Raw genomic sequence first — 22,699 nt, forward strand, 5'->3', positions numbered from 1 at the left:
ATCATGACCGGAGGGTGTCGCGGACGCGGGTGGCGGCCTCGTCGAGCGCCGTGCGCAGCTCGTCGATCTTCTCGCGCGTGAGGCTGGCCTGCGAGGCCTCCTCACGCACGCCGCCGACGAAGTCGGCGAGCAGCTCGCCGAGCTCGTTGTCGAGCTTGGCCCGCGACGGGGGCGCGCCGCCGAGCGTGCTCCACACCTCGCTCCAGATGCGCCGCCACTCGCCGGTGAGGCGGCCGCTCTCGTCCTGCCAGTGCTGGGCGTGCTCGCGCCACTGGCGGGCCTGCTCCTCCCGCAGGCGCCTGAACTCGGCCTGCTGGCGGCGGACGTCGACCCGCGCGTCGACCCGGACGTCCTTGGCCATCCTGGTCAGCTCCTCGCGGAGCGACCTGACGGTGTCGCGTACGTCCTCCTTGACCTCGCGGGCGATGTCGCGCACCGAGGCGGCGATCTCCTCCTCCAGGTCGTCGAGCTCGTCGAGGCGGTCGTTGAGCTCCTCGCGGCCCTTGTCGGTGATGGAGAAGACCTTCTTGCCGTCGACCACCTCGTGGGTGACCAGGCCCTCCTCCTCCAGCCGCGCCAGGCGCGGGTAGATGGTGCCGGGGGAGGGCGAGTAGACGCCGAGGAAGCGGTCCTGCAGCAGCCGGATCACCTCGTAGCCGTGGCGCGGGCTCTCCTCCAGCAGCTTGAGCAGGTAGAGCCGGAGCCGGCCATGACCGAAGACGGGACTCATCGCTTCTCCCCCTTGAGCAACGTGACCTCGCCGGACACGGTCGTCGCGCTCAGGGACGCCATGCCGCCGCCCAGCCGCCCGGACATCGTCTTCATACCGGGCCCGTTCGTGCCGGCCAGCTCGTCGAACGCGCTGACCAGCCGTCCGGAGGTGGACCTCATGCTGACGTCGGCCTGCGCTGTCTCGGGCAGCCTGACCAGGATGGCGCCCGAGACGGTGCTGAGCGTGACGTGCCCGGTCGGACGCAGCCGCAGGTCGGCGGTGATGCGGCCGGAGACGGTGTTGGCGCGCAGCCTGCGCGGCGTGCCGCCGGCCACGGTCAGCTCGCCTGAGACGCTCTTGAACGACAGGTCGCCCTCCATCGCCCGGCTCTCCACGGCCCCGGAGGCGGTCGTGGCGCTCACCTCGCCGCTCACACCGTCGAGCACGATCTCCCCGGACACGCTCTTGACCAGCGTCGTCCGCTCGAACCCGGCCACCACGGCGGACGCCGTGACCACCCCGGCGCTGACCCGGCAGTGGCGCGGCACGGCGAGCGTCGCGACCGTGCGGCGGCGGTCGCGCCGCAGCCAGCCGAGCAGCCCGTCCCATGTCAGGTCCTTGTAGGCGACGCTCAGCTCGCGGGTGTCCTCGTCGTACGTGACGATCAGCGGGGAGGCCGAGTCGAACTCCGCCACCTCCAGGGTCGGCGGCCCGTCGCTCGCCAGCACGGCCAGCCTGCCCGCCACGATGCGCACGTCGAGCGAGTCCACCGCCCCGAACGTGAGCTGTTCGGGGCCCTCAATCGTCCACTGCTGCATGATCCCGCCTCTCTGGCGACACACTCCTACCGACAGACACGATATGTCGCGTCTGTCGAAAACTCAAGATGTATCGCGTTGTGGAGCAGGGTCAGTCCTCGTCGTCCAGCCGGGCGAGCCACGTCGCCAGCCGCTCGACCGGGGTCTCGAACTCCGGGTTGAGGTCGACGAACTCACGCAGCCGCTCGCCCAGCCACAGCAGGCTGACCTCTTCCTCACCCCGCCGCTCGACCAGCTCCTCGATCCCCCGATCAGTGAAATACATGGTGCTCCCGTTCAGTCAACTCGTCAGCCGCGAAGCGAGATCCGCGGCCGGAATCCGGGCGTCCGCACGCCCGCGCTCCGACCCTATCGAGCAGTGAGCCCCCGCCGGGGCGGGGGCTCACTCAGGCGGTCGGCGACGGTCAGCCGAAGACCTGCTTCACGATCTCCTCAAGCTCGGCGTCGTGGGCGGCGTGCGAGCCGACCGCGGGCGAGCTGTTGGGGGTACGCGAGACGCGCCGCAGCGGGCGGCCGCCCAGCAGCTGCGGGTCCTCGGCCAGCTTGAGCGACAGGTAGGGCCAGGCGCCCATGTTGACCGGCTCGTCCTGCGCCCACACCAGCTCGGCCTGGGCCCCGTAGCGGGACAGCTCGGCGTCGAGCTCCTCGGCCGGGTAGGGGTAGAGCCGCTCGATCCGGACCAGCGCGACGTCGTCACGGCCGGCGCTCTCCCGGGCCGCGAGCAGGTCGTAGTAGATCTTGCCGAACGACATCACGACCTTCGTCACCTTGGCCGGATCGACCGTGGTGTCGCCGATCACCGGCTGGAAGGTGCCGGAGGTGAAGTCCGACGCCTTGGACGTGGCCCGCTTGTGCCGCAGCAGCACCTTGGGCGTGAAGACGACCAGCGGCTTGTGCCGCCCCGACTCGACCTGCCAGCGCAGCAGGTGGAAGTAGTTGGCCGGGGTGGTGGGCTGCGCGACCGTCATGTTGTCGAGCGCGCAGACCTGGAGGAACCGCTCGATGCGGGCGGAGGAGTGGTCGGGACCCTGGCCCTCGTAGCCGTGCGGCAGCAGCAGCACGACACCGGAGCGCTGGCCCCACTTCTGCTCGCCCGACGAGATGAACTCGTCGATGATCGTCTGGGCGCCGTTGACGAAGTCGCCGAACTGCGCCTCCCACGCCACGAGGGCGTCGGGACGCACGACGCTGTAGCCGTACTCGAAGCCCAGCGCCGCGAACTCGCTGAGCAGCGAGTCGTAGATGTAGAGCTTCGTGGTGCCCTCGTTGAACGACTTGAGCGGGGTGTGCTCCGCGCCGGTCACCCGGTCGACCAGCACCGCGTGGCGCTGGGTGAAGGTGCCGCGGCGGGAGTCCTGGCCCACCAGGCGGACCGGGTGCCCGTCGATGAGCAGCGACCCGAAGGCCAGCGTCTCGCCCATGCTCCAGTCGATCGCGTCCTGCTCGACCATCTGGCCGCGGCGCTGGAGCACCGGAGCCAGGCGCGGGTGGACGGTGAAGCCCTCCGGCAGGTTGAGCTGGGTGTCGACGATGCGCTTGAGCGTCTCGTCGCTGATCGCGGTCGGCGTGTCGGCGTGCGACCACTTGACGACCTCGGTCGGCGGCACCCGCATCGCGCCCGCCTCCAGCGGCTTCTTGGCCGCCTCGCGGGTCTCGGTGAACGCCTGCTCCAGCTTGGCCTGGTAGTCGCGCAGCGCCGACTCGGCCTCCTCGACCGTGATGTCGCCCCGGCCGATCAGCGCCTCGGTGTAGAGCTTGCGCGTGGAGCGCTTGGCGTCGATCAGGTCGTACATCAGCGGCTGGGTGAAGGCCGGGTTGTCGCCCTCGTTGTGGCCGCGGCGGCGGTAGCAGATGAGGTCGATCACGACGTCCTTGCGGAACGCCTGGCGGTATTCGTAGGCGAGCTCGCCCACGCGCACCACGGCCTCGGGGTCGTCGCCGTTGACGTGGAAGATCGGCGCCTGGATCATCCGGGCCACGTCCGTCGCGTAGACGGAGGACCGGGAGGAGGCCGGCGAGGTGGTGAAGCCCACCTGGTTGTTGACCACCACGTGCACGGTGCCGCCGGTGCGGTAGCCGCGCAGCTGCGACAGGTTGAGCGTCTCGGCCACGACGCCCTGGCCGGCGAAGGCCGCGTCGCCGTGGACGAGCACGGGCAGGACGGTGAAGCCCTCCTCGCCGCGCTCCAGCAGGTCCTGCTTGGCGCGGACGACGCCCTCCAGGACCGGGTCCACCGCCTCCAGGTGCGACGGGTTGGCGACCACCGAGGCGGTGATCGTCTTGCCGCTGGGCGCGGTGAACGTGCCGGTCGCGCCGAGGTGGTACTTCACGTCGCCGGAGCCGTGCGCGGTGCGCGGGTCGATGTTGCCCTCGAACTCGCCGAAGATCTGCGCGTAGGACTTGCCCACGATGTTGGCGAGCACGTTGAGGCGGCCGCGGTGGGCCATGCCGATGACGACCTCGTCGAGGCCCTCGTCGGCGGCGTCGCTGATGACGGAGTCGAGCAGCGGTATGAGCGACTCGCCGCCCTCCAGCGAGAACCGCTTCTGGCCGACGAACTTCGTCTGCAGGAACGTCTCGAACGCCTCGGCGGTGTTGAGCCTGCTCAGGATGTTGAGCTGCTCGTCACGCTCGGGGGAGGCGTAGGGCTTCTCCACCCGTGCCTGGATCCAGGCCCGCTCCTCGGGGTTCTGGATGTGCATGTACTCGATGCCGACGGTGCGGCAGTAGGAGTCACGCAGCACGCCCAGGATCTCGCGCAGCTTCATCAGCGGCCGGCCGCCGAAGCCGCCGGTGGCGAACTCGCGCTCCAGGTCCCACAGCGTGAGGCCGTGCGACTGGATGTCGAGGTCGGGGTGCTTGCGCTGCTTGTACTCCAGCGGGTCGGTCTCGGCCATGAGGTGGCCGCGCACCCGGTAGGCGTGGATGAGCTCTATCACCCTCGCCGACTTGGCCACGTCCTCGTCGTGGGAGGCCGAGATGTCGCGCACCCAGCGGACCGGCTCGTACGGGATCCGGAGGTCTTCGAAGATCTCGTCGTAGAAGCCGTCCTCGCCCAGCAGCAGCCGGTGGATCGTGCGCAGGAAGTCGCCCGACTGGGCGCCCTGGATGATCCGGTGGTCGTAGGTGCTGGTGAGCGTCATGACCTTGGAGACGGCCAGGCGCGAGAGCGTGTCGGGGGACGCGCCCTGGTATTCGGCCGGGTATTCCATCGCGCCGACGCCGATGATCGTGCCCTGTCCGGGCATCAGGCGCGGGACGGAGTGGACCGTGCCGATCGTGCCGGGGTTGGTCAGCGAGATCGTGGTGCCGGTGAAGTCGTCGACGCCGAGCTTGCCGGCGCGGGCCTTGCGGACGACCTCCTCGTAGGCCATCCAGAACTGCCGGAAGTCCATGTCCTCGGCGGCCTTGATGGACGGCACGAGGAGCTGGCGCTCGCCGTTGCTCTTCTGGACGTCGATGGCCAGGCCGAAGCCCACGTGCTCGGGCTTGACCAGCGTCGGCTTGCCGTCGACCTCGGCGTAGGAGTAGTTCATCTCCGGCATGCTCTTCAGCGCCTTGACGATCGCGAAACCGATCAGGTGCGTGAAGGAGACCTTGCCGCCGCGACCCCGCTTGAGGTGATTGTTGATCACGATGCGGTTGTCGATGAGCAGCTTGGCCGGGATGGCCCGGACGCTCGTGGCGGTGGGGACCGTCAGCGAGGTGTCCATGTTGGCGGCCGTGCGGGCCGCCGCCCCGCGCAGCTTCACCTCTTCGGCGCCCTTGGGCACCTGGGTGACGGGCTGCTTGGGCTTCTCGGCGGGCTTCGCGGCGGGCGCCGGTGGCGGCGCCTTGACCGGAGCGGAAGCGGGCGCGGTTGCAGTGCCGTTCGCCGCCTCCCTGACCGGGGTACGGCCCGGTCCGTAATCAGGGTTGTAGTCAGCGAAGAAGTTCCACCAAGCCTTGTCGACAGACTCGGGATCTTGGAGATACTTCTGGTACAGCTCGTCGACAAGCCACTCATTCTGACCAAAGCTTGCCAGCGGGTTTGTCCGCGACGACTCAGACGACACGGCGCAAATCGCCCTCTTCCGCAGATCGGCGTTGATGTTAGAGAACCTGTCCAAGGCTACTCGCCCGGACCGACGGCGCGCGCCCGCGAGCCGCTGCCGCCTCGCCTGATCCTCTCAGGAGTGTCCCGAGAGGTCACGCGCCCCCAGTCAATCCAGGTGGTGCCGTCAACATTACCGTTTGGTATCAACAGCGGGAACGGAGGTTTAGTTCCCGCCTACGACGAGCCTGGAGGCGATCCGGACGTCGGGGGACAGCCGGGTGAGCAGATCGGCCAGCTCCTCGCCCGCCTCCTTCAGCTCCTCCAGCGACATCGGCTCCAGCCGCTCCAGCAGGAAGATCGCGTTGGTGGTCTCCTCGGTGAGCCGGGTGCGGACCACCTGGCGCCAGTTCCACCTGCGGCAGGTGACGCCCAGGTCGTCGCGCCAGATCACCTCGCCGGGCTCGGGCTGCCCCAGCGCCTCCTCCGACGCCTCCTCGCCGGTCGCCCTGACGAGCCGGGGCGGACCGGAATAGCGGTCGAGGTCCTCGCCGCCGATGGGCAGCGCGTGCTTCACGCTGATCGAGTTGTACGCGTCGACGACCTGGTTGATCTCCGGCAGCGGGAGCCTGCGGGTGAGCGCGTCGACCGAGGGCCGGGTGCGCTGCGGCTTGGCGCCGAAGGCGCGGTAGGCGTCCTTCCAGGCGTCGATCTTGGCCGGCTGGACCTTGTGCGCGGACGCCTCGGCCAGCCAGCCGCGGGTCAGGTCGTCGGTGGGGCCGTTGCGCAGGCCGTGGGCCGTCATGGCCAGGACGGCGAAGTCGGGGCGCAGCGCCAGGACCGCCTCGTCCACCGTGATGTCGTCAAGCATGCGCCTCAGTCTAGAAGGCGGCCATACCGCAAAAAGCTCTTTGCAAAATTGTCTTTGCGGTTTATCGTCAGGGCATGGAGGACGAGTTCAAGATCAGCGATCCGCAGGTGCTCAAGGTCGTGGCGCACCCGCTGCGGGTGCGGCTGCTGGGCCTGCTGCGCGCCGACGGGCCGGCCACCGCCAGCGAGCTGGGTCGGGTGGTGGGGGAGAGCTCCGGCTCGACCAGCTACCACCTGCGCGAGCTCGCCAAGTACGGCTTCATCGAAGAGGACCCCGACCGGCGCGACGGCCGCGAGCGGCGCTGGCGCTCCCGCCACCGCTACACCTCCTGGGACAACCTGGAGATGTCGGCCAGCCCCGAGGGCCGCGAGGCCGTCAAGATCATGCGGCTGCGCCAGGTGGCGGTGCTGGAGCAGCGGGTCCGGGAGTTCGACGAGGGCGAGTGGGCCGACGCGTGGGTGCGCGCGGCCGGGCTGAGCGACAGCCTGGTCCGGCTGCCCGCCTCGGCCCTGCGCGAGCTCCACGAGCGGGTGGACGAGCTGCTGGAGGATCTCGGGGCCCGCTACGCAGGCGCGCCCGACGCCGAGCAGGTGCACGTGTGGGTGGGCGGCTTCCCGCGCCGTCCGGAGGAGGAGGACGAGACGTGACCCCCCGCTCGGCGCTGCGGCGCTACATGCTGGTCAACTTCCTGACGTGGCTGCCCTTGGGGCTCATGCTGCCCGTCATGGTGCTGCTCATGACCGAGCGGGGCCTCAGCCTCGCCCAGGTCGGGCTCGTGACGACCGTGTTCTCGGTCGTCACCATCGCGCTGGAGCTGCCCACGGGCGGGCTGGCCGACGTCGCGGGCCGCCGCGTCGTGCTGGCCGCCTCCGCCGCGTTCACGCTCGCCGCGCTCGCGCTGATGGCGGTCTCCACCACGGTGTGGATGTTCCTGGCGATGGCGGTGCTCAAGGGCGTGGGCCGGGCGCTGTCCAGCGGTCCCGCCACCGCCTGGTACGTCGACACGCTGCACGAGCTGGAGGGGCCGGACGCCGACCTGGGGCGCGGGCTGGCCAGGGGCGGCGCGATGGAGTCTGTGGCGCTCTGCGTGGGCGTGCTTGCCGGCGGGTTCGTCCCCCTCCTCGTGCCGCCCGGACCGCTGCCCCCGCTCGCCGTCCCTGCCGCCGGCGGCGCCGTCGCCGCCGCGGTCCTGCTGGTGGTGGCGCTGCTCGCGCTGCCCGAGCCCGCCCGCGAGCACGCCTCCGCCGTGACGGCGCGCGGGCTGCTGCGCGGCGTGCCCGCGACCGTCGGCGAGGGCGTGCGCCTGGTGGCCGGGGCGCCGGTGCTGCGCCGGCTCATGCTGGTCGCCGCCGGGTCGGGCGTCGCGCTGACCGCCGTCGAGCTGCTCACCCCCGGACGGCTGGCCGAGCTCGCCGGGACCGCCGAGGAAGGTAGCACCGCGTACGCGATCGTGGCGGCGCTCGGGTTCGCCGGGAGCGCCTTCGGGAGCGCGATGGCGCCCCGGGCGGCCCGGCTGGCGGGCCGCGTCACCGGTGCGGGAGGGCCGTCGCCGGTGGCCGGGGCCGTGGCGGGGACCGTGCTGACCTCGGCCTCCGTCGGGGCGCTGGCCGCGACCGCGGGCCTCGGCGGGGCGGCCGGGCTGATCACCGCCGCGACCGCCTACGTCGTGCTGTTCGCCGGGCTCGCCGTCGCGGGCCTGCTCTGCCTGGAGATGACGCACAAGGCCGTCGACGCCGGGCGGCGCAACACCGTCACCTCGACGAGCTCGCTCGCCCTGCAAGGCGGCGCCGCGGCGTCCAACCTGGGGTTCGGCGCGCTGGCCACCGGGGCGGGCACGGTGGCCGCCTGGTCGGTGGCCGCCTGCCTGATCATGGCCTCGGCGCTGCTGTTCGTCAGGATGCCGCGGACCAGTCCAGCTCCGGCCCCACAGGTACGATCCGGCTCGGGTTGATGTTCGTCTGGGTGACGTAGTAGTGCCGCTTGATGTGGTCGAAGTCGGTGGTCTCGCCGAACGCCGGGATCGCGTACAGCCTCCTGGCGTACGACCACAGCGCCGGATAGTCGGTCAGGCGGCGCACCGAGCACTTGAAGTGGCCGTAGTAGACGCTGTCGAACCTGGCCAGCGTCGTGTAGAGGCGCACGTCGCTCTCGGTCAGCGCGTCGAACAGGAACTCCCTGCCCGTCAGCCGCTCCTCCAGGAAGTCCAGCGTGGCGAAGACGCGGCCCACGGCCTCCTCGTACGCCTCCTGGGCGGTGGCGAACCCGGCCTCGTAGACGGCGTTGTTGAGACCGTGGTAGACGCGCTCGTTCATGGCGTCGATCTCGGGGCGCAGCGCCTCGGGATAGAGGTCGGGCGTGCGGCTCCAGGTGGTCTCCAGGTCGAGGGTGATCCGCGGGAAGTCGTTGGTGACGATCCGCCCCTCCTTGGCGTCCCAGACGCACGGCACCGTGTAGCGGCCCCGGAAGTCCGGGTCGGTGGCCAGGTAGAGCTCTGACAGGTAGATGCCGCCGGGGACCCGCCAGCCCTTCTCGTCGCGGATCGGGTCCACGATCGTCACGTCCAGCAGGTCCTCGAGGCCCAGGAGCCGGCGCACGATCAGCGCCCGCTGCGCCCACGGGCAGGCGTAGGAGGCGTAGAGCCGGTAGCGGCCGGGCTCGGGCGGGCCGAGGCGGTCGGTGAAACGGTTCGGCTGCCTGACGAAGCGCCCGTCATCGGCGATTTCACGTTTCATGCCCCCAGTAGAACATGCTTCCGGAACGCCGGGCAGAATCTCGGGCATGGCGAAGTTCGTGGTGACTCCTTCCAGCGAGGAGCAGCGTGCGGCATGGACGGGCGGGACGATCCCCGAGGTGGAGCGGGTGCGGCCGGGCCTGTGGTCGGTGCCGGTGCCCATCCCGATCAACCCGCTGCGCTACGTCCTGGTGTACGTGCTCGAATGCGACGACGGCGTGGCCCTCGTCGACGCCGGATGGAACACCGACGAGGCGTACGACGCGCTGGTCGCCGGGCTAGCCGTGGCCGGTTACGCGATCACCGACGTCAAGGCGGTGCTCGTCACCCACATCCACCCCGACCACTACGGCCTGGCGGGACGCGTCCGGGAGGCGTCCGGGGCGTGGATCGGGCTGCACCCGGCGGACGCCGAGCTGGTCCACGAGCGCTACGACGAGGCCGCCATCGAGTCGCTGGTCGCCCGGGAGCGGGCGCTGCTGGCGCGCTGCGGCGTGCCCCCGGCCACGCTGGACGAGCTGGCCGGCGCGTCGATGATGATCAGGCACCTGGTGTCGGCGGCCAAGCCCGACCGGCTCATCGAGGACGGCGACCGGCTCGGCCTGCCCGGCTGGGACCTGCGCGCGCTGTGGACGCCGGGGCACTCGCCGGGCCACCTCTGCTTCACCTCGCCGTCCAGGAAGCTGCTGTTCTCCGGCGACCACGTGCTGGCCAGGATCACGCCGATCGTCGCGGTGCACCCGCAGTCGGGGCCGAACCCGCTGGCCGACTACCTCGGCGCGCTGGCCGCCGTGCGCGCCCTGGACGTGGAGGAGGTGCTGCCCGCGCACGAGTACCGCTTCCTGGAGCTGGCCGGGCGGGTCGACCACGTGATGGCCCACCACGAGGAGCGGCTGGCCGAGATCGAGGGCGTGCTCGCCGCGTCGGACGGCGTGAGCTGCTGGGAGGCGGCGACCCGGCTGACGTGGTCGCGGCCGTGGGAGTCGATCCCGGCGTTCATGCGCCGAGCGGCCAACAACGAGACGCTGGCCCACCTGGTGTGGCTGGAGGCGCGCGGCCGGGCCCGCCGGGAGCCCGGCGAGCCGGACCGCTGGGTCAGCGGCTGAGCCCCGTCCAGAACGCGTACGCGTGGTCGCGCTCGAACGCGGCGCGCTTCCACGTCCCGGCCGTGAGCGAGCGCACGTGCCGGTCGCGCTCGGCGAACCGCGCCCAGCCCGGGTCGCCGGTGGCCGCGAACCGCACCCAGGCGCCGGTCATCCGCTCGGCCAGCCGCGCCTGCCGGGGCGGCAGCTTCTCGAACAGCTTCAGGTCGAACAGGTACGGCAGCTCCGCCATGTGCTGGGCGCGCACCGGGAAGCTCGTGGCGGGGTAGCCGGCGAACCAGGGCGTGTCCTTCTCGGCGAACTCGTACATCCGGGTGGGCGTCCAGCGTGACAGCAGCCGGGCGGTGTCGAGCGTGGGCGCCGCCCAGGCGTGGTCGGTGCGCACGGCGGCCAGCGCCGCCCCGGCCGAGCCGTGGGCCCGCAGCGGGTAGCGCTTCAGCACGGCGGCGGCGTCGGCGCCGAACTGTGCTCGGATCGCGGGCGCGTACTCCCCGGCGCGCATGGGCCGGCCGCCGGGAGCCAGCTCCGCGCCGGCGACCATGCCGCGCTCCTCGTCGTGGTTGACGCCGACCAGCACCGGGACCCGGTTGAACCGGCCGTCGCGCAGCGCCTGCGCGGGGGTGCGGGGCAGCAGCGCGGTGCCCGCGACCGGGCGCGGCTCGGCGAAGGCGCCGTAGGCGGCGAGCAGGTCGGCAGCCGGCACCGCGCGCAGGCATGCCGCGACGTCGCCGGCCTCCTCGCACCCCACCTTCTCGATCACCTTGGCGCTCTCGGCCTCGGCGGCGGCGCGGGTCCGCGATCCGCCCGTCGCGCAGGGGGCGCTCTGCACGATCGCCCGGTGGAACAGGCCCTTGGACGCGGGCGAGGCCAGGTGGCCGCAGACGGCGTAGCCGCCGCCCGACTGGCCCATGATCGTCACCTTGCCGGGGTCGCCGCCGAACGCGCCGATGTTCGCCCGGACCCAGCGCAGCGCCGCCTGCTGGTCCTCCAGGCCGAAGCCGCCCGATCCGCCGAGCGCGGGGGAGCTGAGGAAGCCCATGACGCCCAGCCGGTAGTTCATCGACACGACCACCGCCCCCGCCGAGGCGAGCCGCGCCGGGCCGTACATGTCGCCCGTGCCGTACATGAGGCTGCCGCCGTGGATCCACACGACGACGGGCAGCTTGCCCTTCGCCTTCGCCGGGGTGGTGACGTTGAGGTAGAGGCAATCCTCGTTCTCGCTGGGCACGCCGATCGGGTAGCCGGTGGGCTGGGCGCAGGCCGGGCCGGGGCGGGTGGCGTCGCGCACGCCGGTCCACGACGCGGCCGGCCGGGGCGAGGTCCAGCGCAGGTCGCCGACGGGCGGCGCGGCGTACGGGATGCCCTGGAAGTAGCGGACGCCGGCGGCGGCCGATCCGCGCACCTCGCCGGCGGCCGTGCCGACCACGACGGGAGCGGTCGCGGCGGCGGCGGGCAGGGCGGGGGTCGCCGTGGCGAGCAGGCCGGCGGCCAGCACGCCCGCGAGCCGTCCGTAGGAGGGGGTCATCTGGGTGTTTCTCCCGTCTCGTGGTGATCTGCAGACGACGGTACGGGCATTTGGGCGATCGCGCAAGTCGTTCGCCTAAGGCGGTCGCATGACACGGTTGCTATGCTGCCCGGCATGGGAAACCGGGAAGATCTGCTCGACGGGGCCAAGCGGTGCCTGCGCGAGAAGGGCTACGACCGCACCAGCGTGCGCGACATCGCCTCCGCCGCCGGCGTCAGCATGGCCGCCATCGGCTATCACTACGGGTCGCGCGAGGCGCTGCTGAACAAGGCGCTGTTCGAGATCCTCGACGAGTGGGGCGACGCCATGGGCCGGGCGCTCGTGCCCGAGTCCGGCGGCGCGGCGGCCGAGCACTACGCGCGCATGTGGGAGGGCCTGCTCGCCGACTTCAGTGCCCATCCGGACCTGTGGCTGGCCTCGGTCGAGCTGTTCATGCAGGCCCAGCGTCAGCCCGAGCTGCGCCCGGCGCTCGCCGAGGGCACCCGGCAGGGGCGGGCCGGGATGGCGGCGATCCTGGAGAGCGTGCCGGAGGACACGGTGCCGGAGCGGTCCGCGCGCACGCTGGGCACGGTCCAGGTCGCGCTGATGACCGGCGTGATGGTGCAGTGCCTGAGCGACCCCGACAGCGCGCCCAGCGCCGCCGAGGTGCTCGACGGGCTGCGGGCCGTCGCCAAGCTGCTCGGCTGAACGCCCCGGCTCGGGTTATGGTGCTCCTACCAGAATGTTGTTCTCCTGGCTGGAGGTTCGATGCTTCGGTTCGATGACAGGGTCGCGATCGTCACGGGGGCCGGGCACGGCCTCGGCCGCTCCCACGCGCTCCTGCTGGCCGAGCGGGGCGCCAAGGTCGTCGTCAACGACCTCGGCGGCGCGCTCGACGGCACCGGCGCCTCCAGCGGCCCGGCCGCCGACGTGGTCGAGCTGATCACCAAGAACGGCGGCCAGGCCGTCGCGAGCACCGACAACGTCGCCACCCCCGAAGGCGCCAGGGCCATCGCGCAGGCCGCCGTCGACGCGTTCGGGAAGATCGACATTGTCGTCAACAACGCCGGCATCCTGCGTGACAAGTCGTTCGGCAAGATGACCGTCGAGGACTTCGACAGCGTCCTCGCCGTGCACGTACGCGGCTCCTACCTGGTCAGCCAGGCGGCCTACCCGTTCATGAAGGAGGCCGGCTACGGGCGGATCGTCAACACCTCCAGCCCCGCCGGCCTGTTCGGCAACTTCGGCCAGGCCAACTACTCCACCGCCAAGATGGGCCTGGTCGGGCTCACCAAGACGCTCGGCATCGAGGGCGCGCGCAGCGGCATCAAGGCCAACGCCATCGCCCCGATCGCCTGGACGCGCATGACCGAGGCGCTGCTGCCCGCCGAGTTCGAGGCGAAGTTCACGCCCGAGCGGGTCAGCGCGCTCGTCGCCTACCTGGTGCACGACTCGTGCGAGGCGAGCGGCGAGGTCTTCAGCGTCGGCGGCGGGCGCGTGGCGCGGGTGTTCGTGGCCGAGGGGCCCGGCTGGAAGAGCGACGACCTGACGCCGGAGGCGCTGGCGGACAACTGGGCGTCCGTCATGGCCGAGCAGCCGTACGTGCTCACGGCGGGCGACTCGATGAAGGCGATGCTCTAGCAGGCGCTGCGCCGGCGGGTTCACGTTCGGGGGCGCCGATCCGTACGGGTCGGTGCCCTGTTTTATGCCGAAAAATCGGGCTTTGTTCGATCATCGACAGAAGTACGGCGAGTTTGGGCGGCTCGCACTCTTGAATTGCCGGATGAGTGATCTTATTGTCGCGGCATGACCCCCGCCCCGGGCTCGCCCGGCGACGTCCTGACGCTGATCAGCGCAGGCTCCGCGACGACCCGTTCCGACCTCGCCCGGCTCACCGGGCTGGCCCGATCCACGATCTCCCAGCGCGTCGACGCGCTGATCGAGCGCGGTCTGGTCGAGGAGACCGAGAGCGGCGAGTCGACCGGGGGACGCCCGCCCCGCCAGCTCCGCCTGCACACCGAGGAGCACGCCTTCGCCGGCGTCGACCTCGGCGCCACCCACTGCCGCATCGCCCTCATGGACATGTCCGGCGACGTGCTCGCCGAGTGCGAGGACTCCCTGCTGATCGAGGAGGGCCCCGAGACCGTGCTCGCGCACGTCGACGGCCGCCTCGACCGGCTCCTCGCCGAGGCCGGGCGGCCCAGGGCGGCGCTGCGGGCCATCGGCATGGGCGTGCCGGGCCCGGTCGAGTTCGCCACCGGGCGGCCCAACAACCCGCCGATCATGCCCGGCTGGAACGAGTACCCGATCCCTGAATACTTCGGCGGCACCGCCGTCCTCGTCGACAACGACGTCAACGTCATGGCCCTGGGCGAGCACCGCAACGCCTTCGGCGACATCCGCCACCTGCTGTTCGTCAAGGTCGGCACCGGCATCGGCTGCGGCATCGTCGCCGAGGGCACCCTCCACAGGGGAGCGCAGGGCTCGGCCGGCGACATCGGCCACATCCGCGTCAACGGCCACGAGGAGGCGGGCTGCCGCTGCGGCAACAGCGCCTGCCTGGAAGCCGTGGCAGGCGGCGCCGCCGTCGCCCGCCGCCTCACCGAGCTGGGCGTCGCCGCCGAGTCGGGAGCCGACGTCGTCGCGCTCGTCCAGGCCGGCAACACCCAGGCGCTGCGGCTCGTCAGAGAGGCCGGCCGGCTCATCGGCGAGGTGCTGGCCAGCCTGGTCAACTTCTTCAACCCCGAGGTCATCGTCATCGGCGGCGCCCTCTCGCGGGTCCACGAACACCTGCTCGCCGGCATCAGGGAGACCGTCTACCGCCGCTCCCTGCCGCTGGCCACCCACCACCTGTCGATCGTGCCGAGCCGCATGGGGATCAACGCCGCCGCACTGGGCGCCGGGATTCTCGCGATCGAGCACTACCTGTCACCGGACAACATCAACCGCATCGTCAACGCCTGACCTTGCGGGAGATCGCCTGAAAGGGAACCCGATGCTCGTCATGAGGGGGATCGTCAAGCAGTTCCCCGGCGTGCGCGCGCTGGACGGGGTCGACCTGGACGTGCGGGCGGGCGAGGTGCACTGCCTGCTCGGCCAGAACGGCGCCGGCAAGTCGACACTGATCAAGGTCCTGGCCGGCGTCCACCAGCCGGACGAGGGCACCGTGGAGTTCAACGGCGCGCAGGTGCGCCCGTCAGGCCCGATGGACGCCATCCGGCTCGGCTTCGCCACCATCTACCAGGAGCTCGACCTGGTCGACGGGCTCAGCGTCGCCGACAACATCTTCCTCGGCCACGAGCACGCCCGCCTCGGCTTCGTCAACACCGGCGCCGGCCACCGCGCCGCCCGCCAGGTGCTCGAACGTCTCGGCCACGGCGAGATCCGCCCCTCCACCGAGGTCGGCAGGCTCTCACCCGCGGCCAAGCAGGTCGTCTCGATGGCGCGGGCGCTCTCCCACGACGCCCGCCTGATCATCATGGACGAGCCGTCGGCCGCCCTCGCCCACGACGAGGTCGCCAACCTCTTCCGCATCATCCGCGAGCTCACCGGCCAGGGCGTGGCCGTCGTCTACATCTCCCACCGGCTGGAGGAGATCCGCGAGATCGGCGACCGCGTGACCGTGCTGAAGGACGGCCGCACCGTCGCCGTCGGCCTGCCCGCCCGCGACACCCCCACCTCCCGCATCGTCTCGCTGATGACCGGCAGGAACGTCGAGTACGTCTTCCCGCCCCGCGCCGCCCGGCCCCCCGGCGACCAGGTGCTGGAGGTCGAGCGCCTGACCTCGCCCGGCGCCTTCCACGACGTCAGCTTCAGCGTCCGCGCCGGCGAGATCGTCGGACTGGCCGGCCTGGTCGGCTCCGGCCGCTCGGAGATCCTCGAGGCGGTGTACGGCGCGCGTCCCGCCTCCGGCAGCGTCGTGCTCGCCGGGAAGCGGTTACGCCGCGGCGGCGTCGTCACCAGCGTCCGCCGCGGCATGGGCCTGGCCCCCGAGGAACGCAAGGCCCAGGCCCTCCTCCTCGACCAGAGCGTCACCGCCAACATCACGCTGGGCAGCCTGCCGGGCTTCGCCAGGTTCGGCTGGATGAACCGGGCCCGGGAGCGCGCCGAAGCCGAACGCCTGGTCAAAGCGCTCGACATCCGGCCGCCCGACCCCGAACGGCCGGTCAAGACCCTGTCCGGCGGCAACCAGCAGAAGGCGGTGCTCGCCCGCTGGCTGCTCGGCAGCCGCCGCCTGCTCCTGCTCGACGAACCGACCAGAGGCGTGGACGTGGGCGCCAGGGCGGAGCTGTACGCGGTCATCCGCGACCTGGCCGACCAGGGCATCGGCGTCCTGCTGGTGTCCAGCGAGGTGCCCGAGGTGCTCGGCCTGGCCGACCGCGTGCTGGTGGTGCGCGAAGGCGCGGTCATCCACGAGGCCGCCGCCGGAGAACTCGACGAGCACCGCGTGCTCGACATGATCATGAATGGGAGAGCGGCCTGATGAGCGACGCCCGAAGACCGCCCGCGGCGGTCCCCGAGACCGGCGGAGCCGCGCCACCACCGGCCCGCGCCACCCTGAACTCCCTCACCGGAGCCCGCCACCTGGGCCTGCTCGTGGCCCTCGGCCTGCTCGTCGTCGTCGGCCTCGTCACCCGGCCGGAGAACTTCGCCACCGCCTCCAACCTCGTCAGCATCCTCTCGCTCGCGGCCACCATCGGCGTGATCACCGTCGGCGCCACCTTCGTCATCATCGGCGGCGGCATCGACCTGTCCGTGGGCGCGATCATGGCCCTGGCGTCCGTCTGGGCCACCACCGTGGCCACCCAGGAGTTCGGGCCCGTCGTCATGGCCGTCTGCGCCATCCTCGTCGGCACCGGCACCGGGCTGGTCAACGGCCTGCTCATCGCCTACGGGCGGCTCGTGCCGTTCATCGCCACGCTGGCCATGCTGGTGGCGGCGCGCGGCCTGGCCCAGCGCATGTCGGACCGCAAGACCCAGCTCATCGACGGCGAGGGCGCGATCGCCGCCCTCTCGACCACCCGCATCCTCGGCATCCCGCTGCTCGTCTACATCTTCGCGCTGGTCGTGGTGCTCGGCTGGATCCTGCTCAACCGCACCACGTTCGGCCGCCGCACCTACGCCGTCGGCGGCAACCCGGAGGCCGCCAGGCTCGCCGGCATCGACGTCCGGCGGCACACGATGCTCCTCTACGCCCTGTCCGGGCTGTGCTGCGGCATCGCCGCCATCCTCATCATGGCGCGCACGACCACAGGCTCGTCCACCCACGGCGACCTGTACGAGCTCGACGCCATCGCCGCCGTCATCATCGGCGGCACCCTGCTCACCGGCGGCCGCGGCACGATCATCGGCTCCATCCTGGGCCTGCTCATCTTCACGCTCATCACGAACCTGTTCATCCTCAACGGCCTCAACACCAGCGACCAGCTGATCGCCAAGGGCCTGATCATCGTCGTCGCCGTCCTTCTCCAGCGGCGAAACCTGAAGGAGAGAGCACCATGAGCAACAACGTCGCGCGCAGGGGATTCCTCGTCGGCGGTCTCGGCGGCGCCGCGCTCTTAGCGGCGGGCTGCACCAGCAACGAGCCGTCGGCCTCGCCCACCACGGCCGCGCCGCAGCCGGCCCCGGCGGCCAGCGGCAACGACGAGCCCGGCGACAAGGTCGTCATCGGCTTCTCGGCGCCCGCCGCCGACCACGGCTGGATCGCCGCCATCGCCAAGAACGCCGAAGCCACCGCCAAGCAGTATCCCGACATCGAGTTCAAGCCGGTCGAGCCGACCAACGACATCAACCAGCAGATCTCCGCCGTCGAGTCGCTCATCGCCGCCAAGGTGAACGCGCTGGTCATCCTGCCCAACGACGGCCAGCAGCTCAACCAGATCGCGCTGCGCGCGACCGAGGCCGGCATCCCCGTGATCAACCTCGACCGCGTCTTCCCGGACAAGCTCGCCTACCGGACGTGGATCGGCGGCGACAACTACGGCATGGGCGTGGCCGCCGGTCACCACATCGGCAAGGCGCTCAAGGACAAGGGCGTGTCGAACCCGGTCATCGTGGAGATCCAGGGCATCGCCACGCTCCCGCTCACCCAGGACCGCAGCAAGGGCTTCGAGGACGCGCTGAAGACGTACGGGTTCAGCGTGACGGCCAAGCAGGACGCCAAGTTCACCGTGGAGACGGGCAACCAGGTGGCGACCGGCCTGCTCCAGGCGCACAAGAAGATCGACGCGATGTGGAACCACGACGACGACCAGGGGGTCGGCGTGCTGGCGGCGATCAAGGAAGCGGGGCGGAACGAGTTCGTCATGGTGGGCGGCGCGGGGTCGGCCAACGCCATGCGGGAGATCCAGTCGGGCACGTCGGTGCTGCAGGCCACGGTCACCTACAGCCCCACGATGGCCTCCTCGGCCATCAAACTGGCGCGCCTGATCGCCCAAGGCAAGGGCATGAGTGACCTCGTGGAGAACCAGGTTCCGCAGTCCATCACGCTCGCGTCCGAGACCATTACCAAGGAGAACGTCGAGAAGTATCTGGACCTCGGCTTCGAATCCTGATCGGGGGTTGCATGTCAGCAAGAACCGTCGGCGTCGGCATGATCGGTTACGCCTTCATGGGCCGCGTCCACTCCCAGGCCTGGCGCAGCGTCGCCGCCTTCTTCGACGTGCCGGCCGTGCCGCGGATGCGGGTGATCGCCGGCCGGTCGAAGGAGGCGACCGAGGCGGCCGCCGAGCAGCTGGGCTGGGCGGAGGCGGTGACCGACTGGCGTGAGGTGATCGCGCGTGCGGACGTCGACGTGGTCGACATCTGCACGCCCGGCGACACGCACGCCGAGATCGCGATCGCCGCCCTGCGCGCGGGCAAGCACGTCATCTGCGAGAAGCCGCTGGCCAACACGGTGGCCGAGGCGGAGGCCATGGTGCAGGCGGCCGCCTCGGCGACGGGGCGCAGCATGGTGGCCTTCAACTACCGGCGGGTCCCGGCGGTGGCGCTGGCCAGGCAGCTCGTGGAGCAGGGCAGGCTGGGGGAGATCCGGCACGTGCGGGCCCAGTATCTGCAGGACTGGATCGTCGACCCGGACTTCCCGCTGGTGTGGCGGCTGCGCAAGGACAAGGCGGGCTCGGGCGCGCTCGGCGACATCGGCGCGCACATCATCGACGCCACGCAGTTCATCAGCGGGCAGCACATCGTCGGGGTGTCCGCGCTGATGGAGACCTTCGTCAAGGAACGGCCGCTGCCGGAGTCGTCGTCGGGCCTGTCGGCCGGGGGCGGCTCGGGCCGGGGGACGGTCACGGTGGACGACGCCGCCCTGTTCACCGCGCGGCTGTCGGGAGGGGCGGTGGGCTCGTACGAGGCCACCCGGTTCGCCACGGGCCGCAAGAACGCGTTGCGCATCGAGATCAACGGCTCGCTCGGCAGCCTCGCCTTCGACTTCGAGTCGATGAACGAGCTGTGGTTCAGCGAGGGCGGCCGGGGCTTCGAGCGCATCCTCGTGACCGAGCCCGACCATCCGTACGTCGGAGCCTGGTGGCCGCCGGGTCACGGGCTCGGCTACGAGCACACGTTCACGCACGAGATCAAGGACTTCCTGGAGGCGATCGCCGAGGGGCGCGACCCTTCGCCGTCGTTCGCCGACGGGCTGCGGGTGCAGCGCGTGCTCGCGGCGGTCGAGCGGAGCGCGGCCGACGGGAGCCGTTTCACCGCTGTGGAGGACTCATGAGACCCATCACGCTGTTCACCGGTCAGTGGGCCGACCTGCCGTTCGAGGAGGTGTGCAGGCTGGCCGCCGAGTGGGGCTACGACGGCCTGGAGATCGCCTGCTCGGGTGACCACTTCGACGTGGCGCAGGCGGTCGCCGACCCGTCGTACGTGGAGCAGAAGCGCGCCCAGCTCGACAAGCACGGCCTCAAGGTGTGGACGATCTCCAACCACCTGGTGGGCCAGGCCGTCTGCGACCATCCGATCGACGAGCGGCACAAGGCGATCCTGCCGGCCCGGATCTGGGGGTCGGGCGATCCGGAGTCGGTGCGCCAGGCGGCGGCCGAGGATCTGAAGAACACCGCGCGGGCCGCCGCGCTGCTGGGGGTCGACACGGTGGTGGGCTTCACCGGCTCGTCGATCTGGCACACGGTGGCGATGTTCCCGCCGGTGCCGGCGTCGATGGTGGACGCGGGCTACCAGGACTTCGCCGACCGCTGGAACCCGATCCTGGACGTGTTCGACGAGGTGGGGGTGCGGTTCGCGCACGAGATCCACCCGAGCGAGATCGCCTACGACTACTACACGACGGTCCGCACGCTGGAGGCGATCGGCCACCGGCCCGCCTTCGGCCTGAACTGGGACCCGTCGCACATGGTGTGGCAGGACCTCGATCCGGTGGCGTTCATCCTGGACTTCGCCGACCGCATCTATCACGTCGACTGCAAGGACACGCGGATGCGCGTGGGGGACGGCCGCCGGGGCCGGCTGTCGTCGCACATGCCGTGGGCGGACATGCGCCGGGGCTGGGACTTCGTCTCGACGGGCCGGGGTGACGTGCCGTGGGAGGACTGCTTCCGGGCGCTCAACTCGATCGGTTACGCGGGCCCGATCTCGATCGAGTGGGAGGACGCGGGCATGGACCGGCTGGACGGCGCCAGGGAGGCGCTGGCCTACATCCGTGACCTCAACGCGATCACGCCGCCGGCGACGGCGTTCGACGCGGCGTTCTCGTCGGGCTGACGACCTCTCCCTGCACGGGCCGCGTCCAGTACGGGGGCGCGGCCCGTGCTTTTTATGGATATTTCGGAAAAAGTGCTTTAAACACCAACCTTTTTATGACGGTGCGCTTAAATCGGTAACTCAGCGCTTTGTGATCTAGGTCGCATTCTCTTTTTCCTATTTCACCCTGATATGCGGTCGTGATACTTCTGTGACGCCGTGCGATCAGGGGACGGAGGGGCGTGACACCGTACTACGCCCCTCCGCGGTCGCACGTCGCCAGGCACTTGACGTGAGGAAACCATTTGCGCACCGTCATGAAGAGCACTGTCGGCAAACTGGCGCTCGGGGTCGCCGCCGTAACCGCTCTCTCGGGGGTTCCCGCCGCTCACGCGGCCGAGCCGCCCACCGCCGTGGAGGCCGCCTCCGCGCAGGCGGCCAAGACCGGCCAGGCCGTGCCCGTGCCGAGCCTGACCGACGCGAACAGCACCACCGTCGCCAACCCCGACGGCACCCTCACCGCCACCATCACCTCCGGCCCGTCCAACGTGAAGCAGGGCGACCGGTGGGTGCCGATCGACACCACGCTCGTCGCCGAGGGCGGCGTGCTCAAGCCGAAGGCCGCCAAGGCCGACGTCACCGTGTCCGCCGGCGGCGAGGGCCCGCTGGCCGCGATGGTCGACGAGCAGGGGCGGAAGTTCTCCCTCCAGTGGCCGCAGGCGCTGCCCGCGCCCGAGGTCGCGGGCAACGTCGCCACGTTCGCCGACGCCGCCGGGCCGGGCGCCGACCTGGTGGTGACCGTCCTGCCGACGGGCTTCCGGCACGACGTGGTCCTCCGTACGAAGCCGTCCGGGCCGATCGAGCTGCGGATCCCCGTACGGACCGAAGGGGTGGAGCTGGGCGAGGCCGCCGACGGGCGGCTGGAGCTCAGGAGCGACGCCGGCGAGGTCGTCGCGGCCGGCGCCAAGCCGGTGATGTGGGACGCCAGTGGGCGCGGCAAGCCGCGCGGCGACGCCATCGCCCCGGTCGAGGCCGCCGTGCGGACCGAGAACGGCGCCAAGGTCCTGGTGCTCACGCCGGACGCGGAGTTCCTGTCGGACCCGGAGCGGGTCTACCCGGTGACCGTCGACCCGACGATCACGCTGCCCGGCGTGGAGGTCGACACCGACGTGGCCACCTCCTGGGCCTCGCACCCCGGCGACGCGATGATCATCGCGGGCACCATGCCGTGGGAGAACGGCCAGGGCGGCGACGTGATGCGCAGCCTGGTCAAGTTCGACACCAGCGCGTTCACCGGCAAGCGGGTGCTGTGGGCGGGCCTCGGCATGTGGAACGTCGAGACCAACGCCTGCGGCCTGCGCGTCGGCTCCGGCCTCACCGCCGAGCGCGTCACCGGCCCGTGGGACGAGAACAACCTCAACTGGGACAACAAGCCCCCCACGGTCAAGGAGGGCTCCTCCACCGCGCGTGCAGGACTCGGCCGCACCTGGACCGAGCCCTGCGCCGGCGGCCCCGGGTTCCTGACGTGGGGCGTGACCGGCATCGCGCAGGCGTGGGCCAAGGGCGCCCCCAACCACGGCATCCAGCTGCGCGGCGCCGACGAGAGCGAGGCCACGAACTGGCGGGCGTTCGCCGCCTCCGAGAACAAGGAGCAGGGCGTCAAGCCGCCCACGCTGGCGGTCGTCTACTGGCGCTAGATCGGGTAGGACGGGGGGATGGATCTCGACTGGACCGCCGAGCTGCACGAGCAGCTCTCCTGGCACTGGACCAGGCAGCTCCGCCCCCGCCTCGACGGCCTGAGCGACGAGGAGTATCTCTGGGAGCCGGCCCCCGGCTCCTGGAGCATCCGTGACGGCGTCATCGACACGGCCTACCCGCCGCCGGAGCCCGCGCCCGTCACCACGATCGCCTGGCGGCTGGCCCACGTCATCGTCGGCGTCCTCGGCGCCCGCACCGCCGCCCAGTTCGGCGGCCCCGCCGTCGACTACGGCACGTTCCCGTACGCGACGACGGCGGCGGGCGCGCTGGAGCAGCTCGACGAGGCGTACGAGCGCTGGTCGAGCGGCGTGCGCTCGCTCGGGCCGCGCGACCTGGCGCGGCCCGTCGGCCCCTCGGAGGGCCCGTACGCCGACCGGCCGCTGGCCACCCTGGTGCTCCACATCAACCGGGAGGTCATCCACCACGGCGCCGAGGTCGCGCTGCTGCGCGACCTGTGGGCGCACCGCTGAGC

At 71.3% G+C, this 22,699-nt stretch carries 20 protein-coding genes; 13 read left to right on the forward strand and 7 right to left on the reverse strand.

The features are described from left to right. Position 1 precedes the first annotated feature (1 nt). The 5 genes from AB0J53_RS23685 to AB0J53_RS23705 all read right to left on the reverse strand — a co-directional run bounded on the left by AB0J53_RS23685 (position 2) and on the right by AB0J53_RS23705 (position 6,434). Positions 2-730 carry a PadR family transcriptional regulator gene (locus AB0J53_RS23685; protein WP_219500889.1) on the reverse strand — a complete coding sequence of 243 codons (729 nt, stop codon included), beginning with the start codon at positions 728-730 and terminating at the stop codon, positions 2-4. After that, positions 727-1,530, reverse strand: a complete 804-nt coding sequence (locus tag AB0J53_RS23690) for a DUF4097 family beta strand repeat-containing protein (protein WP_357590257.1) — start codon at positions 1,528-1,530, stop codon at positions 727-729. The genes AB0J53_RS23685 and AB0J53_RS23690 overlap by 4 nt, the downstream gene beginning before the upstream one ends. 91 nt (positions 1,531-1,621) lie before the next feature. Beyond that, positions 1,622-1,795 (reverse strand): DUF6104 family protein, encoded by a 174-nt coding sequence (locus AB0J53_RS23695; RefSeq protein WP_193318541.1) that lies wholly within the window; start codon positions 1,793-1,795, stop codon positions 1,622-1,624. Between the two features lie 139 nt (positions 1,796-1,934). After that, positions 1,935-5,585, reverse strand: a complete 3,651-nt coding sequence (locus tag AB0J53_RS23700; protein ID WP_364175773.1) for a multifunctional oxoglutarate decarboxylase/oxoglutarate dehydrogenase thiamine pyrophosphate-binding subunit/dihydrolipoyllysine-residue succinyltransferase subunit — start codon at positions 5,583-5,585, stop codon at positions 1,935-1,937. 204 nt (positions 5,586-5,789) lie between these two features. Further along, a complete protein-coding gene (locus AB0J53_RS23705) occupies positions 5,790-6,434 on the reverse strand; it encodes a phenylalanine--tRNA ligase beta subunit-related protein (RefSeq protein WP_364175776.1) in 645 nt (214 codons plus the stop codon). Positions 6,435-6,508: 74 nt separating this feature from the next. Here AB0J53_RS23705 and AB0J53_RS23710 point away from each other — a divergent pair, with 74 nt between their 5' ends. After that, positions 6,509-7,081, forward strand: a complete 573-nt coding sequence (locus AB0J53_RS23710; RefSeq protein WP_364175779.1) for a helix-turn-helix domain-containing protein — start codon at positions 6,509-6,511, stop codon at positions 7,079-7,081. Further along, positions 7,078-8,385 carry an MFS transporter gene (locus tag AB0J53_RS23715; RefSeq protein ID WP_364175782.1) on the forward strand — a complete coding sequence of 436 codons (1,308 nt, stop codon included), beginning with the start codon at positions 7,078-7,080 and terminating at the stop codon, positions 8,383-8,385. The genes AB0J53_RS23710 and AB0J53_RS23715 overlap by 4 nt, the downstream gene beginning before the upstream one ends. Here the strand turns inward: AB0J53_RS23715 and AB0J53_RS23720 are convergent. Next, positions 8,327-9,166, reverse strand: coding sequence for a glutathione S-transferase C-terminal domain-containing protein (locus AB0J53_RS23720; protein WP_364175785.1), 840 nt, complete (start codon positions 9,164-9,166; stop codon positions 8,327-8,329). The genes AB0J53_RS23715 and AB0J53_RS23720 overlap by 59 nt on opposite strands. Positions 9,167-9,212: 46 nt before the next feature. Here AB0J53_RS23720 and AB0J53_RS23725 point away from each other — a divergent pair, with 46 nt between their 5' ends. After that, positions 9,213-10,271, forward strand: a complete 1,059-nt coding sequence (locus AB0J53_RS23725) for an MBL fold metallo-hydrolase (protein ID WP_364175788.1) — start codon at positions 9,213-9,215, stop codon at positions 10,269-10,271. Here AB0J53_RS23725 and AB0J53_RS23730 read toward each other — a convergent pair. Beyond that, on the reverse strand, positions 10,261-11,793 hold the full coding sequence (locus tag AB0J53_RS23730) for a carboxylesterase family protein (RefSeq protein WP_364175791.1): 1,533 nt from the start codon (positions 11,791-11,793) through the stop codon (positions 10,261-10,263). The genes AB0J53_RS23725 and AB0J53_RS23730 overlap by 11 nt on opposite strands. Before the next feature lie 114 nt (positions 11,794-11,907). Between AB0J53_RS23730 and AB0J53_RS23735 the strand changes: the two genes are divergently transcribed. The 10 genes from AB0J53_RS23735 to AB0J53_RS23780 all read left to right on the forward strand — a co-directional run bounded on the left by AB0J53_RS23735 (position 11,908) and on the right by AB0J53_RS23780 (position 22,697). Continuing rightward, the gene (locus AB0J53_RS23735) at positions 11,908-12,480 is read left to right on the forward strand and encodes a TetR/AcrR family transcriptional regulator (protein WP_364175794.1); all 573 of its coding nucleotides are present in this window, start codon (positions 11,908-11,910) and stop codon (positions 12,478-12,480) included. A 60-nt stretch (positions 12,481-12,540) separates the two neighbouring features. Then, positions 12,541-13,413, forward strand: coding sequence for an SDR family oxidoreductase (locus AB0J53_RS23740; RefSeq protein WP_364175797.1), 873 nt, complete (start codon positions 12,541-12,543; stop codon positions 13,411-13,413). A gap of 165 nt (positions 13,414-13,578) precedes the next feature. After that, positions 13,579-14,736, forward strand: coding sequence for an ROK family transcriptional regulator (locus AB0J53_RS23745; protein ID WP_219500909.1), 1,158 nt, complete (start codon positions 13,579-13,581; stop codon positions 14,734-14,736). Between the two features lie 31 nt (positions 14,737-14,767). Continuing rightward, positions 14,768-16,255 carry a sugar ABC transporter ATP-binding protein gene (locus AB0J53_RS23750; RefSeq protein WP_364175800.1) on the forward strand — a complete coding sequence of 496 codons (1,488 nt, stop codon included), beginning with the start codon at positions 14,768-14,770 and terminating at the stop codon, positions 16,253-16,255. Next, the gene (locus tag AB0J53_RS23755; protein ID WP_246644110.1) at positions 16,255-17,274 is read left to right on the forward strand and encodes an ABC transporter permease; all 1,020 of its coding nucleotides are present in this window, start codon (positions 16,255-16,257) and stop codon (positions 17,272-17,274) included. The genes AB0J53_RS23750 and AB0J53_RS23755 overlap by 1 nt, the downstream gene beginning before the upstream one ends. Next, positions 17,271-18,326 (forward strand): ABC transporter substrate-binding protein, encoded by a 1,056-nt coding sequence (locus tag AB0J53_RS23760; protein WP_219500911.1) that lies wholly within the window; start codon positions 17,271-17,273, stop codon positions 18,324-18,326. The genes AB0J53_RS23755 and AB0J53_RS23760 overlap by 4 nt, the downstream gene beginning before the upstream one ends. An 11-nt stretch (positions 18,327-18,337) precedes the next feature. After that, positions 18,338-19,489 carry a Gfo/Idh/MocA family oxidoreductase gene (locus tag AB0J53_RS23765; RefSeq protein WP_219500913.1) on the forward strand — a complete coding sequence of 384 codons (1,152 nt, stop codon included), beginning with the start codon at positions 18,338-18,340 and terminating at the stop codon, positions 19,487-19,489. Further along, complete coding sequence (locus tag AB0J53_RS23770; RefSeq protein ID WP_049566011.1) at positions 19,486-20,490, forward strand: sugar phosphate isomerase/epimerase family protein; 1,005 nt, start codon at positions 19,486-19,488, stop codon at positions 20,488-20,490. The genes AB0J53_RS23765 and AB0J53_RS23770 overlap by 4 nt, the downstream gene beginning before the upstream one ends. A gap of 296 nt (positions 20,491-20,786) precedes the next feature. Next, the gene (locus AB0J53_RS23775; protein ID WP_364175806.1) at positions 20,787-22,166 is read left to right on the forward strand and encodes a DNRLRE domain-containing protein; all 1,380 of its coding nucleotides are present in this window, start codon (positions 20,787-20,789) and stop codon (positions 22,164-22,166) included. An 18-nt stretch (positions 22,167-22,184) separates the two neighbouring features. Next, complete coding sequence (locus AB0J53_RS23780; protein ID WP_364175808.1) at positions 22,185-22,697, forward strand: DinB family protein; 513 nt, start codon at positions 22,185-22,187, stop codon at positions 22,695-22,697. The last annotated feature ends 2 nt before the right edge of the window (positions 22,698-22,699 follow it).

It is taken from the genome of Nonomuraea sp. NPDC049725 (genome assembly GCF_040674795.1).
Lineage (GTDB): Bacteria > Actinomycetota > Actinomycetes > Streptosporangiales > Streptosporangiaceae > Nonomuraea > Nonomuraea ceibae.